This window comes from Sphingobacterium chuzhouense, assembly GCF_014692525.1.
Taxonomy (GTDB): Bacteria; Bacteroidota; Bacteroidia; order Sphingobacteriales; family Sphingobacteriaceae; genus Sphingobacterium; species Sphingobacterium chuzhouense.
Genome location: NZ_JACNYL010000002.1, coordinates 275,864 through 294,033, shown reverse-complemented (window position 1 = coordinate 294,033; position 18,170 = coordinate 275,864). Strand labels below are relative to the sequence as shown.

11 protein-coding genes are annotated in these 18,170 nt (G+C 39.6%); 1 reads left to right on the top strand and 10 read right to left on the bottom strand.

Features of this window, described 5'->3' with window-relative positions; translation table 11 throughout:
• Positions 1 to 3: 3 nt before the first annotated feature.
• The 6 genes from H8B21_RS07575 to H8B21_RS07550 all read right to left on the bottom strand — a co-directional run bounded on the left by H8B21_RS07575 (position 4) and on the right by H8B21_RS07550 (position 14,209).
• Positions 4 to 1,428: a RagB/SusD family nutrient uptake outer membrane protein gene (locus H8B21_RS07575; protein WP_190313195.1), complete on the bottom strand. Its 1,425-nt coding sequence runs from the start codon at positions 1,426 to 1,428 to the stop codon at positions 4 to 6.
• 19 nt (positions 1,429 to 1,447) lie between these two features.
• Complete coding sequence (locus H8B21_RS07570) at positions 1,448 to 4,591, bottom strand: SusC/RagA family TonB-linked outer membrane protein (RefSeq protein WP_190313194.1); 3,144 nt, start codon at positions 4,589 to 4,591, stop codon at positions 1,448 to 1,450.
• 408 nt (positions 4,592 to 4,999) lie between these two features.
• A complete protein-coding gene (locus H8B21_RS07565; protein ID WP_223814905.1) occupies positions 5,000 to 6,511 on the bottom strand; it encodes a DUF4886 domain-containing protein in 1,512 nt (503 codons plus the stop codon).
• A 13-nt stretch (positions 6,512 to 6,524) separates the two neighbouring features.
• Entirely contained in the window at positions 6,525 to 8,066 is a 1,542-nt protein-coding gene (locus H8B21_RS07560; protein WP_190313193.1) for a RagB/SusD family nutrient uptake outer membrane protein, read from the bottom strand.
• A gap of 10 nt (positions 8,067 to 8,076) precedes the next feature.
• Positions 8,077 to 11,082 carry a SusC/RagA family TonB-linked outer membrane protein gene (locus H8B21_RS07555; protein WP_190313192.1) on the bottom strand — a complete coding sequence of 1,002 codons (3,006 nt, stop codon included), beginning with the start codon at positions 11,080 to 11,082 and terminating at the stop codon, positions 8,077 to 8,079.
• A gap of 274 nt (positions 11,083 to 11,356) precedes the next feature.
• Positions 11,357 to 14,209 carry a helix-turn-helix and ligand-binding sensor domain-containing protein gene (locus H8B21_RS07550; protein ID WP_190313191.1) on the bottom strand — a complete coding sequence of 951 codons (2,853 nt, stop codon included), beginning with the start codon at positions 14,207 to 14,209 and terminating at the stop codon, positions 11,357 to 11,359.
• Positions 14,210 to 14,532: 323 nt separating this feature from the next.
• Here H8B21_RS07550 and ispE point away from each other — a divergent pair, with 323 nt between their 5' ends.
• On the top strand, positions 14,533 to 15,348 hold the full coding sequence (gene ispE, locus H8B21_RS07545; RefSeq protein WP_190313190.1) for a 4-(cytidine 5'-diphospho)-2-C-methyl-D-erythritol kinase: 816 nt from the start codon (positions 14,533 to 14,535) through the stop codon (positions 15,346 to 15,348).
• A gap of 1 nt (position 15,349) precedes the next feature.
• Here the strand turns inward: ispE and H8B21_RS07540 are convergent, their stop codons facing one another.
• The 4 genes from H8B21_RS07540 to H8B21_RS07525 are packed head-to-tail and all read right to left on the bottom strand — an operon-like array spanning position 15,350 to position 18,111.
• The gene (locus tag H8B21_RS07540) at positions 15,350 to 16,327 is read right to left on the bottom strand and encodes a bifunctional riboflavin kinase/FAD synthetase (protein ID WP_165292783.1); all 978 of its coding nucleotides are present in this window, start codon (positions 16,325 to 16,327) and stop codon (positions 15,350 to 15,352) included.
• Between the two features lie 21 nt (positions 16,328 to 16,348).
• Positions 16,349 to 17,071, bottom strand: coding sequence for a tRNA pseudouridine(55) synthase TruB (gene truB / locus H8B21_RS07535; RefSeq protein ID WP_190313189.1), 723 nt, complete (start codon positions 17,069 to 17,071; stop codon positions 16,349 to 16,351).
• Positions 17,072 to 17,866, bottom strand: coding sequence for an undecaprenyl-diphosphate phosphatase (locus H8B21_RS07530; RefSeq protein ID WP_190313188.1), 795 nt, complete (start codon positions 17,864 to 17,866; stop codon positions 17,072 to 17,074).
• A gap of 2 nt (positions 17,867 to 17,868) precedes the next feature.
• Positions 17,869 to 18,111 (bottom strand): DUF3098 domain-containing protein, encoded by a 243-nt coding sequence (locus H8B21_RS07525; RefSeq protein WP_165292786.1) that lies wholly within the window; start codon positions 18,109 to 18,111, stop codon positions 17,869 to 17,871.
• Positions 18,112 to 18,170: the final 59 nt, after the last annotated feature.

Here is an 18,170-nt window from a genome sequence, read left to right as displayed (position 1 = left end):
ATATTACCAACCTGGATTCTGCGTCATCTCCGGGGTTTGTACGAGTTGGGCGTCTGGAATAGGAAATAGGTTATTTCTATCCTGAAACCGTTTGCTGTTGGCTTCCATAGCAGATTTTGCCTGCCCAGTTCGGACAAGGTCAAACCACCTATCATGTTCAAAGGCGAGCTCTAATCTCCTTTCTTTCCATATTAACTGTCGAAGTTGGCTCTGATCGGTTGTTGTTACGGCTGGTAGATCGACCCGATCTCGAACAATATTTAGGTTTTCTAATGCCAGATTGGAATTTCCTGTCTCGTTAGCTGCTTCAGCAAGGATTAGATAAATCTCACCCAACCTCAGATAGCGGATGTTCTTATCGGTATCACCAGCTCCTGCATTTGCGGAAGAATAAGCTTTTTCGTTATATCTGGGATTTTCTACAGCTTGACTTATAACCCGACCGTCATAAAGCGTTTCACCACGGAAAATAATTGTCGCGTCTTTACGTATTTCGTCGCCTTCCGCATCAAAAGCATCGACTAAATTTTGAGTAGGCGTATTGAATCCCCATCCCCAACCAGATTCACCACGGGCGCCCTGTGTTTGGGAATATTGCTGGATACCATGGGCAAGCTCTGCGCCTCGGCCCTGAAACTCGAATAGCGATTCCCGCCCATTCTCAGTAGACGCACGCCAAATAGTAGCATAGTCTGGTTCTAGACTATACTCACCGGAGTTAAGGACAGCTTGTGCCATACCTACTGCTTCCTGCCACTTCTTTTGATAGAGATAAACTTTAGACAGTAAACCTTGCGCTGCACCCTTGGTGGCACGCCCCAAATCTTTTGCCGGATAAGCTGACTTAAGCGGCAAATTGTCTATAGCAAACTGCAAGTCCGCTTCAATATAAGCGTAAACTTCAGAAGTCGGTTTTCGTTCGAGTAAGTCAATTTCTTGAATAGGGACATCTCCCCAACCCCTTACCAAAAAGAAATAATTTAATGCTCTGATAAACCTAGCCTCCGCAATTAACCTCTTTTTAAGAGTTTCATCTGGCAATCCATAATTTTCAGTGTATTCGATAGATTGGGTAGCTCGTCCGATAGATTTATACCAATGTTCCCAGGTAGATTGAAATGAGGCCGTAGTGGGGGTATAGGTCAGAGCGTCTAGGATATCCTTATCAGTTCCTGGGTCAGTAGGTGCTGAACCTTTGTCGGCATTGTCAGATAAAATTTCTGTAATACCTAAATAGGCGAAGCCATAATTCCAATCGGTAAACATTCCATAAACGCCGTTGACTAATGCCTCCGGTTCGAATACTTCATTACTGTCTTCTGCTTCTATGATTTCTTGTGATGGAACATCGAGGAAATCCTCGGTGCAACTTTGTCCTAAAACCCCAGCTGCTAATAATAATGCTATATTTAGTTTTTTGATATTCATGTTGAAGCCTCCTTAATTGCTAAAATTGTAAGTTAAGTCCAAACAAAAAGTTTCTCGTTGTCGGATAAGCTGATAATTCGATGCCAGTAGTCCCTGACGGCGCGCCGTCTTGTGTGGCTATTTCAGGTGAAAATCCTGAATATTTAGTGAACATAAATGGATTTTGCGCCGAGAAATATATTCTTAGTTTAGAACTGTTCGAATATAATTTATCAAAAGTATAACCGAGCGTGATGTTATTAATCCGGAAATAATTGCCCGATTCAAGGTAATAGCTAGATGCATATGCGTCTCTTGCCGCGCCAGGATGCACGTTCGTTGACTCTTCACCTGTCCAGCGGTTATTAAACGTATCTTCGGCAATATTCTCACCACCTTCTATCCGGGTTCCTTTCAAGGCATTGTATATTTTGTTACCTGCTACACCATAACCATAAATAGAGAAATCAAAAGCTTTATAGTTAATACCAACATTGACACCATATGTAGATGTTGGTATATAAGACCCAAAGAAAATTTTATCTCGGTTGTCGATTTCTCCATCGCCGTTTTGATCTTTATAGCGTAAATGTCCAGGAAGCGGTGCTCCGGTTTTGGCATTCTCTTCTATTTCTTGTTCATTTTGCCAAACACCTTCCGTTTCCCACATCCACCAACCATAAATTGGCTGTCCCAATCTCAATTGTTTAGTAATTTGACCGTTTCCCAAACTTCCTCCGGTAGCTCTATCGTAGGCGGGAGTAACTTCAGTTACCTCATTTTTGTTGTATGCATAGTTTACACCGACGGTATAGTTAAGGTCATCATTGACCGTTTTATTCCAATTAACAATTGCTTCTATACCTTGATTCAGTACTTTTGCTCCATGTGCATAAAAGTTTTGCAAATATGGCGAATTATACGTTGGTGTAACGTCAAGTATGGTATTGGTGTTCAACTTGTGGTAATAATCGATCGATCCAGATAAATTATTGTTTAAAAAGCCAAAATCAAGACCAATGCCAGTTTCTTGTGTTTTTTCCCATGTTAACGGTATCGCTGGTGTCCCGAACGAAGCACCATATACCAATTCCTGGTTTGGACCCAACACATAGTTATTGTTATTCGTTCCTGCATTTAAATCCGTTCCGGGAGAGGTTATAATCTGTGATATGTTGATGGGGATGTCCTGGTTTCCGAGCATCCCCCAGTTACCTCTTATCTTCAACATGTTCACCCAGCTCACATTTTCCATAAAACGTTCATTGCTGATTGTCCAACCTACACCAAATGATGGAAATGTTCCCCAATACTCTCCCGATTGGCGAAACGCACTTGATCCATCCCTTCGGATGGTAGCCGTCAAATAATATCGGCTATCATAATTATATTGTGCTCTACCAAAATAAGAAGCTAATGTACGAGGTGTAAATATTCGATGATTTATTGATTTGGGATAAGAAGATGACGCCGCGCTATTGGCTAGGTTAATACTCCAGTATTGTTCTTTTTCGGGTACATCGTAACCGACACCTTCAATTCTATTTCCGACGCCAAATTTTTCTCGTGACATACCTAATGTAGCTTCTACATTGTGTTTGTCAAAGCTTTTTTGGAATGTTAAGAAATTCTCCCATACCCAACGAAATGTTTCCTCCTGTTGTATACCCAGTCGATTGTATGCATATGTTGCAGATTCGGGGTTATCTGACCTGAGTCTTTCAAATTCAGCATCAGTACGTGTAGGATCACCATTTAGCCAACCATCTTTGATATCGTTGAAATTGCGCGATCTGACATAATATTTTGTAGCGCCGACACGTGAATTTATTTTCAAATAGTCGGTAATTTTGAATTCACCCTCAAAACCCCCTTGAAGTGTAGTAGATTTTTGTATTTCATTATGGCGAAGGATTTCGTAAACGGGATTTCCAGTGGAATTTAAGACTTTGACATTTCCACCTTGATAATCTATAAGACCTGTTTCGCCATTCAATAACGGTCTTCCTGCTCTCCCGTTTTCCCACCAAACAGGCACAATGGGAGCTTGTCGATACGCGACGTTAAAACCGTTATTAGGTTTTATATTATTGTCTGTAAAAGTTAGGTTAAGAGTTTGATTAAATCTCAAACGGTTATCTAAAAACTTATATGTATTGTTGTTCCTGATCGTGTTACGTGTAAATTTACTTCCATCAATGATTCCGTTCTCCGTAAAATTGTTAAAACTCAGGAAATAGTCTATGTTTTCGGATCCGCCCGAAAGATTGACACTGTTATTGAACACAGAACCTGTTTTCAATATTTCATCATACCAATCTGTCTCGTAAGGCTGACCTGTTAAACTGATTTTATACCGATCTTCCGGTGCTGTTAAATGTTCTATAGAGGACAAATGTTGGTTAACGTATTCTGCATATTGGTTTCCATTGGCCATTTTTACTTGGTTTAGGATACTTTTCATACCAGCATAACTTTCGTAATTGATGTTGAAAAATCCAGCCTTCCCTTTTTTAGTTGTAATAATGACAACACCATTGGCGGCACGCAAACCATAAATAGAAGCAGAAGAAGCATCTTTAAGTACGTCCATTGACTCAATGTCGGCAGGGTTAATATTGTTGATGTCCGCCACAGGCATACCATCTACAATATATAGCGGATTACGACCTCCCAATGCCGTACCAAGCCCACGAATGATTACATTGGGAGCGGCTCCAGGAGCTTCTGAAGCGACAATGTTCAAACCCGCGACTTTACCTTGAACAGATTGCATAGCGGACATTGCAGGTTGTTTCGTGATTTCTTCGGCTTTCACGGAACCTATAGATCCAGTTAAGTCGGCTTTCCTCTGTGTACCGTAACCAATAACGACAACTTCTTCCAATGCTTGGTCTTCACTGATCAGAAAAATATCCAATGCTTCTTGATCACCAACGGTTACCGTTTGCGGTGTATAACCAATGAAACGAAATGTTAACGAATCTGTTGGACTGGCTTCAATAGAGAACCGCCCCGCAGCGTCTGTCTGGCTTCCCGTTCCGTCTGGTTTGGAAATGGTGACACCTGGAAGAGCAATCAAAGACTGACTGTCTTTGACAGTTCCGATGACGGTTTTAACCTGTGCATATCCGTGGGATAGGGTAGCGGCTAAAAACAATAAAAGTGCAAATAACTTCCTCATAGATGTAGCTTGTTATGTTTATAATTGTGGCACAATAACAGGTTATCGTAACACCTTTGTTTATAATATTAATATAACAAAGATGTGATGTATTGGTTTTAAGGCGAAATTATTGTGTTTCACATTACTACTTCATTTGTGAACACTTGCTATCATGGCAGGAATTACTGTTGTTATTTTATTGTCTATCAGTTTATTGTGTTCTTTTTTTGTCTGCTCGATTATTTAATGTCAATGGAAGATTCACCTGTTGTGATGTAGTAGTTTTGATGTAGTGATTACATCTTTTTTGGGTTATTTTAATGAATTTTATGACCATCTATATCTTCAAAAACGGAAAAATGATAAGTTCGACAACTAAAAAGGGAGGTTTTGATTTTCCTTTTAGTTGTCGAACAAGGAATTATTTTAGTTAGACATTAAACGTGCAGCTGTCAAATAATAGAATCCGTTACCATTACTGTTATTTTCACCTGCCGTCACAGTTACGGTTATATTTCCACTTTCGTCAGGAGATATGTTTTCAGCACAGACTATATTTGAAGTATTACTGGATGTATTGAGTCGTACAACGACTTCGTTATTACCTTTACACATATATTTTGTTTCCCGATTATCACTAACTCCGCCACGGGCACCAAAGAAACATATATTGTAGGTGATATTTTTGTCTAGACCATTGATAACAAACACGCTCTTTTCGATTATCATCCCACCAAACTCAGCTTTTGAATTTCCGAAATAAGAATACCGAGATACGGTTTCCGGCATGTCGAAAGGTGTATTCGTTTCGCGAGGGCCATCGCCATTCACTCCATTAAAACGTTCCGTTACGGTCAGCCCTAATCCTACAAATGATCCCAAGCTGTCTTTCAAATTAATTCGACCGCTAGGTAGAAACGAATTAATTTGATTCCATGATTCAGAAGCTGCGTTGTTGCCGAAATCCAACAGTACAGCACTTTCTAAAGGACCACCTCCGCCACCTTGAAAATCCGTCATTTCAGTGATTTCATTTGGTTTTTGAATTGCCATATGGGCTGCATTTTGAGCAATGCTGGTCTCAAAAACGGAGAGTCCTTCCGGTTTATATGCCATTCCAACACTTGATTCTCCAAATATTGCTTCAAACCAAGTACATGCAGCTGTGTAACGACCGATAACCCTATCTAAGTGGTAACCGTCTGCAACGTTGAAATTATCACCTACGACAGAAGTCCTACTATTCTGAATAGCCGTTCCTGTAGGAATGAGAATGTCGATAGGGATTAGTTCTGTTGCTTTTTGGGCAGTGGAAACGATGGCGCCATACATTGTTAACTGGTCGCTATCGTAATTAGGAAATGCCGCATGGTTGGTATTTTGCGCATATGCCCATGTTTGATGATAGATGTATTTTACATCGGGATTTAGTTTTGTTGCATTTACATATTCAAATAGTTGAGGTAAAGAAGCTTCTACAGTTTCATACATACCTGAAAAATCACTTGCCTGCTGAAAACTTATATAATCCCAATATTCATCTTTCAATACCGTTTGAATGGAGAAGCCAGGATATTCCGTACGTTTTCCATCCGGTGTTATTTTCCTATAAGAATAACTCGACGCATTTCTTTCAACGTTACTATTATGGAGTTCGAGAGAGGCTCCTCCGATATATAGGTTTCCGATGATAATCTCTATTCCCTTCTCTTTTGCCAAATCGTAAAGATTATTTTCGATAGCGTCTTCCGAAAAACTATTGCCAATCGCCAATATCTTGATTATTCCCTCTTTTTTTGTCGGTAAGTATTCGCTTTCCTTTGCATCAGGCAAATTATAGACGTTTCCGTCATTTTTGCAAGATTGGAAAATACTAATGTTTAAAAATATGGCCAATAGTAGCCAAATATTTATATTATTTAATTGTATACGTTTCATAACTTTACTTAGATTAGTAGCCTGGATTTTGTTCTAACACTCCCTTACTCAAATCGATTTGTGCTTGTGGAATTGGAAGTAATTCATCACGTCCAATCCTAAAGTTCGTTTTTCCAGCAGCGTCTAACATTTGCTTTGCAATTCCCCACCGTACGATGTCAAAGAAACGATCGTGTTCCATCGCTAATTCAATTCTCCTTTCATGACGAATGGCGTTACGGAGGGTATTTTGATTATTGGTGGCTACATCGGGTAGAATACCTTCCGCAGCACCTCGGCGCGCTCTTGCCCGAATACTGTTGAGTGCAGTTCGAGCTTCCTCTGTCTGTCCTAATTCGTTAGCAGCTTCCGCATACATTAAGACTACATCTGCATAACGCAGGATACGTATATTCATCCACCAGCAACCTCTACTGATAGTATTTCTTAAGTTTGGACTTCCTAAAACCTTGTGATTATAACGTGGATTTGGAACATCGCTCGGATAGCGCGGCATTAATTCACTGTATATGGTGAAGTTTTCTGTTGTATTTGTACTGGAATACAATATTGTACGTGCTTTTCGCGGATCTTCCGGTTCGTAGGCGGCTTCCAATACATCAGAAGGTACGTTCCATCCCCATCCTAAATTCCAATTTCCTGCTCCTCTCACACCTTGAATACTTGCATATTGTGTACCATTAGTCTGTGTAACTGTAGGTGAGGCAGTAGCCTGTACTTCGAATACAGACTCCGAAGAGTTTTCACCGTCTTCTCCAAAAATCTTGGCATAATCAGTAGTTAGGTCATATTGTCCGGATGTCATTACTTTTTGTGCAGCGCTCGATGCCTGTGCCCATTTTCCTTGTGTAAGATATACTTTCGCCAGTATACCATTTGCTGCACCTTGCGTAGCACGGCCTATAAATCTTTCATCCCAGGATAAAGGCAGGTTTGCTGCGGCAAAATTCAAATCGTCCTCAATGAATTTATAAATCTCAGCGACTGAGTTTTGTCGAATATTCAGTTGTTGTGCAGGGTCATCTAGCATTTTATCAATTAACGGAACTCGACCAAAAAGTCTGACTAACATAAAATAAGCATAACCTCGAAAAAAGCGAGCTTCTCCGATAGTTTGTTGTTTAATTTCCTCATCAGACACAATATCATCATTGCTTTCTACCTGATAGATGGCCTCATTACATTTTGTAACTATGCCTAAAAAACCTGTCCACAGTGCATTTGCCCGTCCACTTGTTGTCAGAACGGGGAAGTTATCCATACCAAAAACATCTGCACCACCATCATTTGCGGTACTTCCCTTGTCTGCATCATCGCTCCGTATACTGGTAGCATTTATAAATCCATCAACATGCACGGAATAACTCCGTAAGTCATCGTATACGCCAAATATAAACTCATCAAAAGGGCCGCCACCTTGTGGATAGGGATAATTATCTAATGTATAACTACCTTGTGGTTGGGTATCTAAAAATTTTTCGCATCCAGTAAAGATCGTACTGCTTATTAGAAGGATGGCTATTACGTATTTTTTATAGAAATAATTTGTGTTCATATCGGTAGAATTAAAATGAAAGATTAACACCAAATGTATAGGTTGCAGGCAACGGGTAAATGCCATTATCGGCTCCACCTGCAGTGATAGAACTAATAGGGGCCTCTGGGGAATATCCTGTGACTTTACTCCAGGTTTTTATGTTTTGGCCACTTACATATACTCTTGCTTTTCTGATTCTATTATTTAATAAACCAGTGCTAAAGTTATAACCTAATTGAAGTGTTCTAATTCTAAAGAAATCAGCTGGTTCTAGATAATAAGAGCTAAACAAATAATTGTCACCGCGGTTACTGGCTAATATAGGTTCAACATTGGATGTTCCCGGTCCTGTCCATGCGTTCAAACGATTGGTTTCATAGTTTATGGGAGCGAAGTTAGCTCGTCGTCGTTGTACATGAATGTGATTACCCGCTACTCCCTGTCCCTGAATTAAAAAATCGAAACCTTTATATCCTAAATTGATATTGATGCCAAAATTATGCGGTGGGAAAGGTGTACCTAAATAAGTTCTATCTTTGTCAGTAATTACACCGTCGCCATCAACATCTTCGTATGCAATATCTCCAGGTCGCGAATTACTCATGGTTGCCATATTTTCCATTTGGCTCAATGATTGATAAATACCTATTTGTCTATATCCATAAAAATAACCAATGGATTTACCGGTTTCTGTTAGGTTGGCCTGATTGTTTCCGAAAATTTGAAAATTAATATTATCGCCGATAGAATTAACAACATTTTTATTATAGCTGTAGTTTGCGGACACGTTATAGGTGAAATCTTCATTTATCCGGTCATTCCAACCTAACGTAAGCTCAACCCCTCTGTTGGTGATTTTACCGAGATTTGTAAAATAAGAACGATCTGTATTCGGTATAACAAGTGAGGTTAAGATATCGGTGGTCGTCCTGTCATACCAAGTTACTTCCAAATTAAGTTTATTGTTTAAGAATTTGGATTCTAAACCTAGATCGACACCACCTACGACTTCCCAGCGCAGATTAGGATCTGGTATATACGCTGGTCCGACTGCCGTATATATATTATCTCCAAAAATAGCGGAACTGCTCGTACTAAGACCGGGTTGATAAATGTTGTCGCGTATTCCGTTTTGGTTACCTATTTTACCCCAGGATGCACGTAACTTCAAGAAATCTACGACATCTATGGATTGAAAAAAATCTTCTGAAGAAACAACCCATCCTAAACCAATACTTCCAAAAGTGCCCCATCTATTTTTTGGTGCAAATTTAGAACTTCCGTCACGTCGGATAGTTGCATTTAACAAGTATTTGTCCCTAAAGGCATAATTCACCCGCCCAAAAGCTCCCACGATTGCATTTTTAGTGCCTTGACCTGCAAATGTGCCAGGGTTTGCATTGGGATTAGAAATATTGATATACCAAAAATCGGGATCATCAGGGATATTCAAATCAGCATCTCGTCTGTTTCCGCTAATCTCTTGATTGTGCGTAAACACGGTGGTAAATCCAGCCATAGCGGTTAATCTATGGTCTTCTTCGATTGCTTTCTCAAAAGTCAAAGTATGATCTTGTTGGTACCGAGTGAACTGTTCTTGCTTTTGTGATACAGCCGTTCTTACGTTTTCATCATAGGTGATGGTATTTTCACCTTCCGATTCTCCTAAGTTCATAAAATAGAATGGGAGAGGGGTATAACCTCGTGTGTTGTTGAACCCTAAATCGGCGTATATGGTTGATTTCCACTTTAGATTTTCGATAATTTCCCATTCAGCAAATAAACTTCCCACGAAACGATATCCCGTAGGTAAAGATTTATTGTCCATCCTATGTAGGGTAGCAATTGGATTTCCGACTTGAGCGCGTTGGAAGCTAGGCATACTGTAATAGGTGTTTTCATCGTATTGTACAGGAACGATGGGAGCAGCCCATAGCGCATTGGTAAAGGTGATGACAGTTGGGCGCATATTCCAGTACATCCCACTGATGTTACCGCCTATTTTTAAACGGTCATTGATTTTCAATTCTTGGTTCAGTCGTGCAGTAAACCGCTCATAATCACCGTTTTTAACGACACCATTTTGTTTATTATAACCTAAACTAAAATGAGTGGATGATTTTTCGCCGCTATTTGAGATACCTAATGTATTGTTACTGAGAAATCCATCTCTAAGAATTAATTCTTGCCAATCTGTATTGGCGGTGTAATTTGTATAATCAAATTTTGAATCGCCCGCGTTCGCGCGATCTGCATCATGTAGTTTTTTGAATCCTTCCGCATCTGTTACATCAATGCGGTCAATGACACGATTGAAACCGATGGAACTGCTCAAGTTGACAGCGGTACGTCCTCTTGCCGCTTTTTTTAAGGTTACCGCAATAACACCATTGGCGCCGCGTAAACCATAAATGGCAATAGAGGACGGATCACGTAATACATCAATGGTCTCGATGTCGCCCGGACTCAAAAAATCAATATTGTCATGAAGCACGCCGTCAACCACATAAAGTGGACTAGAGCTGTTCGTACTATTTACCCCACGAATGCGGACTGTAGGTGCAGCTCCCGGACTTCCAGAATTACTTATTGTAAGACCGGCTACTTTACCTTGCAACGAGCTGATTGGATTAGTATTGGGCATATTCTCAATTTCTTCCCCTTTGACTTGCGTGATTGATCCCGTTAAATCAATTTTACGTTGTGTACCATAACCGACTACTACAACTTCTTCCAAGGCCTGGTCATGGGACTCTAAAAAGATGTCCACAATTGCTCGGTTATTGATTTCCACTTCTTGCGTGGTATAACCGATAAAGCCAAATGTCAAGACATCGGTGGAGGAGGCTTGAATTGAAAACCTTCCGGCTTCATCTGTTTGGGTGCCCTGACCGGTAGACTTCACTGAAATAGTGACGCCCGGCAGAGCGATTAAAGACTGACTGTCTTTCACCGTTCCGGTAACGGTTCTAACCTGTGCGTACCCCATTGATAGGATAGAGGTTAGCCATAAAAGAGTAAAAAACTTCCTCATAGAACTAGTTTATTTAGTTAATTAGCTGTTGAACCACAATTGGTCGCGTATTTATAAAATATAATATAACGCAAATATGTGGTGTATTAATTTGCTATAGAAATAAATTGGTTTCACATTACTACATCATAGATATAACACTGCTACGGATGGTTGGCATTATTTTTTTAATTACCTAATAATCATGTGTTTATTGTTTTAATTTAACTGCACAATAATTTCATAATAGTGTATTCAGTACACTATTCGGATGTAGTAGCATTGATGTAGTGTATTAGCGTTCTAATAAAAATTCGCTCAGGTTTTTCTCGGTTGGTAAATCAAATTTTTTACGCAAACGGTAACGTCTTACCTCTACACCCCGTGTTGTGATGTTGAGTAAGGAGGCAATGTCTTTGCTAGACATATTGAGTCGTAAATAAGCGCAGAGCTTAAGATCATTTGGCGATAAGGAAGGATAATCAGCCTTTAGTTTTTTAAAGAAATTTTCATGAGATTCATTAAAGCTCTTTTCGAATATATCCCAATCGCGTTCATCACTGCGTGCATTGTCCACGAGCTTGTTTATTTTCTGCAATTGGTCGGTGGATAGTTTATTACCGTCTTTATCTTTGATATGGAAGAGTTCTTCTTGCAAATTATTCAATAGCTCATTTTTGTATACAATATTGGTAGCTACATTGGCAAGTTCCCGATTTTTTTGCTCTAATTCCTGCTCCAATTGCTCATTCTTCAACTGCATGAATTTCTTCTCATTTTGTTCGGCTTCACGGCGTAACAATTCCTCCTGGCGACGACGAAGCTTTTGTCTTAATTGAAGTTTATCTTGTTTTATCTTCTCGATGATACGACGTCGGATGATCATGATGACTGCTACCAGTATAACAATATATAAAAGAAGTGCAGGCCATTGTAAATAGAATGGTGGATTAATCGTGAATGTTATTTGACTAATGTTTGAGACCTGTCCGTTCGTTGCAATCGCTCGAACTTTGAACGTATAGCTTCCCCAAGAAAGATTCGTAAAGTCAATATAGGGTGTTTCGGAAGGACTTGACCATTTATTGTGGTAACCCTCTAGTTGATACTGATACCTTAGTGGCGTACTGGAATACCACGGAGAGGAGAATAGGACACGTATATTGTTGTGATTATAAGGGATGGATTTATCAATCTCCAGATAACGAACGGAATCGCTGCTCAATGTCGAAATATCCTGTAATCCCTTGATAATTGGACTTTCAATAGGCAAGTTATGTTTAAAATGCGGATTGTAGGCAACGAAGCCGTTATCGAGCGCAAAAAGAAACCGATCTGCAGCAAACTCTACATTTTCATAGTTTTTCATAACGGTGTTTTCCAACACATTAAAAGTTGCAGAATCAATGCGAATTACGTTTTCTTTCCATTCCACTAAAGCAAATCGCCCATCGTTGATAAAGATGTATGTAGCGTCGTCACGTTCTTTGATTCTAGCGGATTGTGCAAAGGATCCGAGTGATTTATTTAAATCGTCGTATACATCGAATTTACCTAATACCTTGTCGTAAGTGAAAATACCCTTATCGGTGGCGAAAACCGTATTACCCCGTATGCTAGTAGGCGTGATTCGTTGGATGTCTGGGAAATCTTCGGTGAAAGAGAAAGTCTCTAAAGTTTTTAGGGACGGATCGATTGTCGATACTTCTAAAAGTTGAATACTATTGTTAAACACCGCCCAAAAAGTCTTATTCTCCCAGGGATAGAGTTTGAGGACAGCTTGTTTTGGTTCTTCAAATTTATAGTTTAACTGCCACCCCTGGCGGTCTTCAAATAATGCTATCCCAGTATAGTTGCCCTGTATAAAAAACGGAGCATTTGGTGTGAGCTGGATGTTTTGCCAACCTCCTGTCCAATCGGATATTCGTTCTATACGGTTGCCTTTAACTAAAAAAGTACCGTCATTGTGTCCGCAGATAAGTTGATTATTGAATGTTTCCAACGACCATACCTGTCCTTGAGAATTAGGAATGAATCGGAATTGAAGCTGTTGAAGATAGCTGTATGCCGTCCACTCGCTATAAAATAAACCTTGATTAGTTCCAAGATAGATTTTGTCTTGAAATACCTTGATGGTGTATACTGTACCCAATTCTCCAAAAATATCCTTGTAATAATAAAAAGGGGAGTTAACTTCTATACGGTCGATACCATTATCCAAGCCGGCCCATATATTCCCTTGTTTATCCAATACCATGCTAAGTACGGTATTGTTTTGAAGCCCATTTCGTTTGTGGATATGTTGGAGGATTTTTCCTGTTTTATCGGCAATGAAAATGCCATTTTTTATTGTTCCGAACGCGAATGTATTATTGTCTATCTTAATGCCGTTATTTATTTGCGCTTCTTTAAGAAGTTGACTTAATTGGGAATTCGTGTTCCATGGAGTAGCTTTGCCGTTTTCGTTCAGCAGAAAGAGTCCTTCTTTTGCTGTCCCGACCAGTATCTCGTTTGCACTAAAGGGAAGAAGCACGAGTACATTGGTTAGCCGTGTTTCCAGCGGCGTAAAGCCATTCGGCCCCCAAGCACTTAATCCACTTGGAATCTTTTCCAACCAAATACGTTCTGTCGCTTGATGGGCAAAGAGAAAAGGTTCTCCATTACCATAATGTGTTGTTATTTTATCCTGATGTAGAAGATAAAATTTAGAAAACGATTGAAAGATGACCGAATCACCCGTGAAGAGAATTTTCCATATTTCGTCGTTTTGAATAATATCGGGTTCAACCAAATAAGTTAAAGAGTGATATTGAAGCTTTCCGTTCTTCTTTTCGAAATAACCAAATTCTTCCTTACCGCCGGCATATATCTTCCCGTCGCTCGCTACACGTACACTTCTTGCACCAACTTTGTTTTTTAAGGGGTATATTTCCCAGTAAGCGCCATCAAATGTAATCACGCCATCGCCATTAGCGGTATATATCACGCCATCTTGTCCTTGATCGATACTCCAGTTCTGGTTTCCTGCTTTATATTGCGATTTGGTATAATTCTGTACATACGGACTCCCGATAGAGGAAATGGACTGTCCATAACAGTATACGCTTAGAAGTAAACAAAACAACAAATTTAAGATACGTAATATCATATATTTCCTTTACGAACTTTGCAAGTTACAAACTCAGATGCTTTTTAGCAAAAGCTTCGTTAAACCTTCGCTGTTAAGGTTTAATGAATGTTTAATATATTATTTTGTGTCGTTTGAGCCGTGACGTGGCTTTTAATTAAGAAGGTTAAGAATGGGATAATACAATTGCATGATCCCTTCCTTAACTTTAAATTGTCACATCCGGAGATTTGAAGTATGTAGAATTTTCCTTTTTGCACTAAAAAATCCTTTCAAATATCCGAAGTGACGAGGTTTTTGGTTCTTTTTTACGGAAAAAAAGAACTTTTAACTATCATTGCATTATGATTTCATTTGCTAACGCTAAAATCAATATTGGACTAAATATTGTCGGCAAGCGTGCCGATGGCTATCATTTATTAGAATCCGTATTTTGCCCTTTTCCGTTATACGACATTATAGAAATCACATCAAGGGAATGTGCTAATAAAACAACACTGGAAATTACAGGGCTACATTTACCGATAGAGGATAACAATCTGTGTCTAAAGGCTTACCGATTGCTTGCAGAAAGATTTAGTTTACCTCCGGTACATATTCATTTACATAAACAGATCCCTTATGGAGCAGGTTTAGGAGGAGGGTCGTCAGATGGAGCATTTGTGCTGAAAATGCTTAATGAGAAATTTAATGTGGGACTTTCTGCTTTACAGCTGGAAGAGGAAGCAGCCAAATTGGGAGCCGATTGCCCCTTTTTTATTCAGAACAAGCCGCGTTATGCCGAAGGAATCGGAATAGATTTCTCTCCTGTTTCAATAGACCTGTCAGATAAATTCTTGGTGCTTGTTAAGCCCGAAATAAATATAGCTACCGCAGAGGCATATCAACATATCGTACCCCGTCCTGCAAAAGAAGATTTGCGGGAAGTGCTACGTTTCCCTATACAGGACTGGAAATTTTATATTAAAAATGACTTTGAAGAAGGTGTCTTTGAAAAATACCCCATTATAAGGGAAATCAAATTAGCTTTATATGCGCAAGGAGCCATATATGCTTCCATGTCCGGTTCCGGATCAGCAGTATACGGTATATTTCCGAAGCCTGTTGATTTAACCGTTTTAAATGACTTGGGGCATGTTTATTATCCGATAGTAATTTAAGCTATATCCCGAAATATTCCCGAATACTTTTTTCGTCTTCTTTAATCTGGTTGCGCATAGCTTCCAATGAATCAAACCATTGATCGTGGCGGATAAACCTAAGAAACTTAACCCGTAGAGTCGCGGAATAAATATCATCTTTAAAATCCAATAAGTTGATCTCAATCTTTCGGTTCATGCCATCCACTGTTGGGCGGGTACCAATATACGCCATTCCTTTTGCTATGCGGTCGGGTTGTGGAGCGACATACTCGCCGGTATGGACGGTGGACATATTGGCGTATATTTCCACTTCTACCGCATAAATGCCATACGCCGGGATAAGTTTATGTGCTTCGTGTACGTTAAGGTTCGCGGTAGGGAAACCGATCTCCCGACCGATTTGATCGCCACGTACGACAGTACCGGTCAGTTCAAATGGATAACCTAAATATTTGTTTGCAGTTTCGATGTCCCCTTTTATTAAGGATTCCCGGATTTTGGTAGATGATACGGCAACATCCTCGATATCCTGTTCCGGGATCTGTTCAACAGCGTAGTCATATATCTCGGCCAGCTCTTTTAGATCCTTGATAGAGCCCTGTCTGTCTTTGCCAAAATGATGGTCGTATCCAATCACAATCTGTTTTGTGCCTAGTCGGCCAACCAAAACATTACTGATGTATTCTTCCGGTGATTGATTGGAGAAATCACGTGTAAAGGGCGTAATGATTAAGTGGTCAATTCCCGATAAGGCTAATCGATGGGTCTTTTCCTCTATATCGTTAATAAGACGCAAATTATCGTCATCCGGATTGATGATTAGACGGGGATGCGGAAAAAAAGTAAGTAAGATAGTTTCGCCATTTCCTTCTGCAGCACATTCCCTTAATTTGGATAAGATTTTTTGATGGCCAATATGTACACCGTCAAATGTGCCAATGGTTACGACAGCATTTGAGAGTGGTTCAAACTCATCTAAACTTTTATATATTTTCACTACTTATAATTAGTTGTTTGTCTATTGTTGAATCGTTCTTTTGTGTAATTTAATTTTTTCAATTAAATCTTGCAAATTCCAGGCATTATCTACATGAAAATCACCACTTTTGGTACGTCTAAGCTGACTGAGATGGGCGCCAATTCCCAAAGCCTTTCCAAAATCATGTGCGATAGAGCGGATGTAAGTCCCTTTGGAACAACTGATTCTAAAATACACATTGGGCATCTCGATTTTCTCTATTTCGAAGCGGTTAATCGTAATACGCCGTGCTTTCAATTCAACATCTTCTCCGCGTCGTGCTTTTTCATATACGCGTTCTCCTTTTATTTTAATGGCCGAATGGGCGGGCGGGTACTGTTCAACTTCACCTATAAATTGTAGTGCCGTTTCATATATTTCAGTTTCGGTGATATGCTTATAATCGAAGGTCTGATCAACTACTGTTTCCAAATCATAGGACGGGGTAGTTGCCCCCAATGTAATCACACCCGTATATTCTTTGTCTTCCGCCTGGAAAGAGTCTATTCGTTTTGTGAATTTACCTGTACAGATAATCAATAATCCAGTTGCCAAGGGATCGAGGGTTCCGGCATGGCCTACTTTAATTTTTTGAGGCTTCATACTATTGCGGAGCTTACCTACCACATCAAAACTGGTCCAATCCAAGGGTTTATCAACCAATAGAACCTCACCTTCTGCAAAATTGAATAGAGAAGATACGGTTTCTTCTACGTTTGTCATTTATATAATTTCAAGGCTATGTCCGCTCAATAATAATCCAATAATCACGAGTCCCACAATAATACGATACCATCCGAACGCTTTAAAACCATATTTTGTCAATACGCTGATAAAGCTTTTAATGGCAATTATGGCGACAATAAAACCGACCACATTACCAACGATAAGGAGATTTATTTCTTCACCGGTAAAAACATGGCCTTCTTTAAAGAATTTATAAAGTTTAACAACAGAAGCGCCCGCCATCATTGGAATGGCCAAAAAGAAAGAAAATTCGGCAGCGGCTTTGCGGGTCAGACTTTGGGTCATACCGCCAACTATCGTACTTGCCGAACGTGACGTTCCAGGAATCAGCGCCAAACATTGATACCAACCGATGATAAATGCTTGTTTGTAAGAAATATCATCCGAATTATCGACTTGAGGTTTGTTAAACCATCTGTCCACAAATAATAGAATGACACCGCCAATGACTAGCATTACCGCTACCATCAACGGACTTTCTAAAAGAGAATCAATGAAATCGTTAAGCACCAATCCAAGTATAGAAGCTGGGATAGCAGCGACTACCAGCTTATAATAAAAGTCGAGTGATTTAAAGAACCGCCGATAGTATAAAACTAAAACGGAAAGGATCGTACCGAGCTGTATAACGATGGTAAACAGTTTGACGAAAGGAGTGGGCTCCATACCCATTAATGCTGTTCCGATAATCATATGACCTGTCGAAGAAACAGGTAAAAATTCTGTTAATCCTTCAATGATTGCCAAGACAATCGCCTGAAAATAGGTCATTCTTAATTATTTTTTTTGTTTTTGGGTTTGTATAAAATAGCAACGAAGCCTAAAGCAAATCCGAGGACAACCACGAAAGGAGCTAGCGTTATCTTTGTGAAACTGTAAATATCTTCTGTGCCCATCATGAGGATGAAACCCAGAACAACCACCAGCACGCTGGCAATAAACAGTTGATAGTTTATTTTTTCAAAAACAAAGCCGGATTTTGGCTGTGAAGTATAATGCTGTTTTTTTTCTGACATATCTCTTTGTTCGTGATTTAATTGGACTAATACAATTGCCCGTTACATTTCACTTTTTA

Coding starts and splice junctions, on each gene's coding strand:
- H8B21_RS07530 (WP_190313188.1), bottom strand. CDS start 17,866: ATGACCTATTTTCAGGCGATTGTCTTGGCAATCATTGAAGGATTAACA.
- H8B21_RS07575 (WP_190313195.1), bottom strand. CDS start 1,428: ATGAATATCAAAAAACTAAATATAGCATTATTATTAGCAGCTGGGGTT.
- H8B21_RS07525 (WP_165292786.1), bottom strand. CDS start 18,111: ATGTCAGAAAAAAAACAGCATTATACTTCACAGCCAAAATCCGGCTTT.
- H8B21_RS07560 (WP_190313193.1), bottom strand. CDS start 8,066: ATGAACACAAATTATTTCTATAAAAAATACGTAATAGCCATCCTTCTA.
- H8B21_RS07555 (WP_190313192.1), bottom strand. CDS start 11,082: ATGAGGAAGTTTTTTACTCTTTTATGGCTAACCTCTATCCTATCAATG.
- H8B21_RS07565 (WP_223814905.1), bottom strand. CDS start 6,511: ATGAAACGTATACAATTAAATAATATAAATATTTGGCTACTATTGGCC.
- ispE (WP_190313190.1), top strand. CDS start 14,533: ATGATTTCATTTGCTAACGCTAAAATCAATATTGGACTAAATATTGTC.
- H8B21_RS07570 (WP_190313194.1), bottom strand. CDS start 4,591: ATGAGGAAGTTATTTGCACTTTTATTGTTTTTAGCCGCTACCCTATCC.
- truB (WP_190313189.1), bottom strand. CDS start 17,071: ATGACAAACGTAGAAGAAACCGTATCTTCTCTATTCAATTTTGCAGAA.
- H8B21_RS07550 (WP_190313191.1), bottom strand. CDS start 14,209: ATGATATTACGTATCTTAAATTTGTTGTTTTGTTTACTTCTAAGCGTA.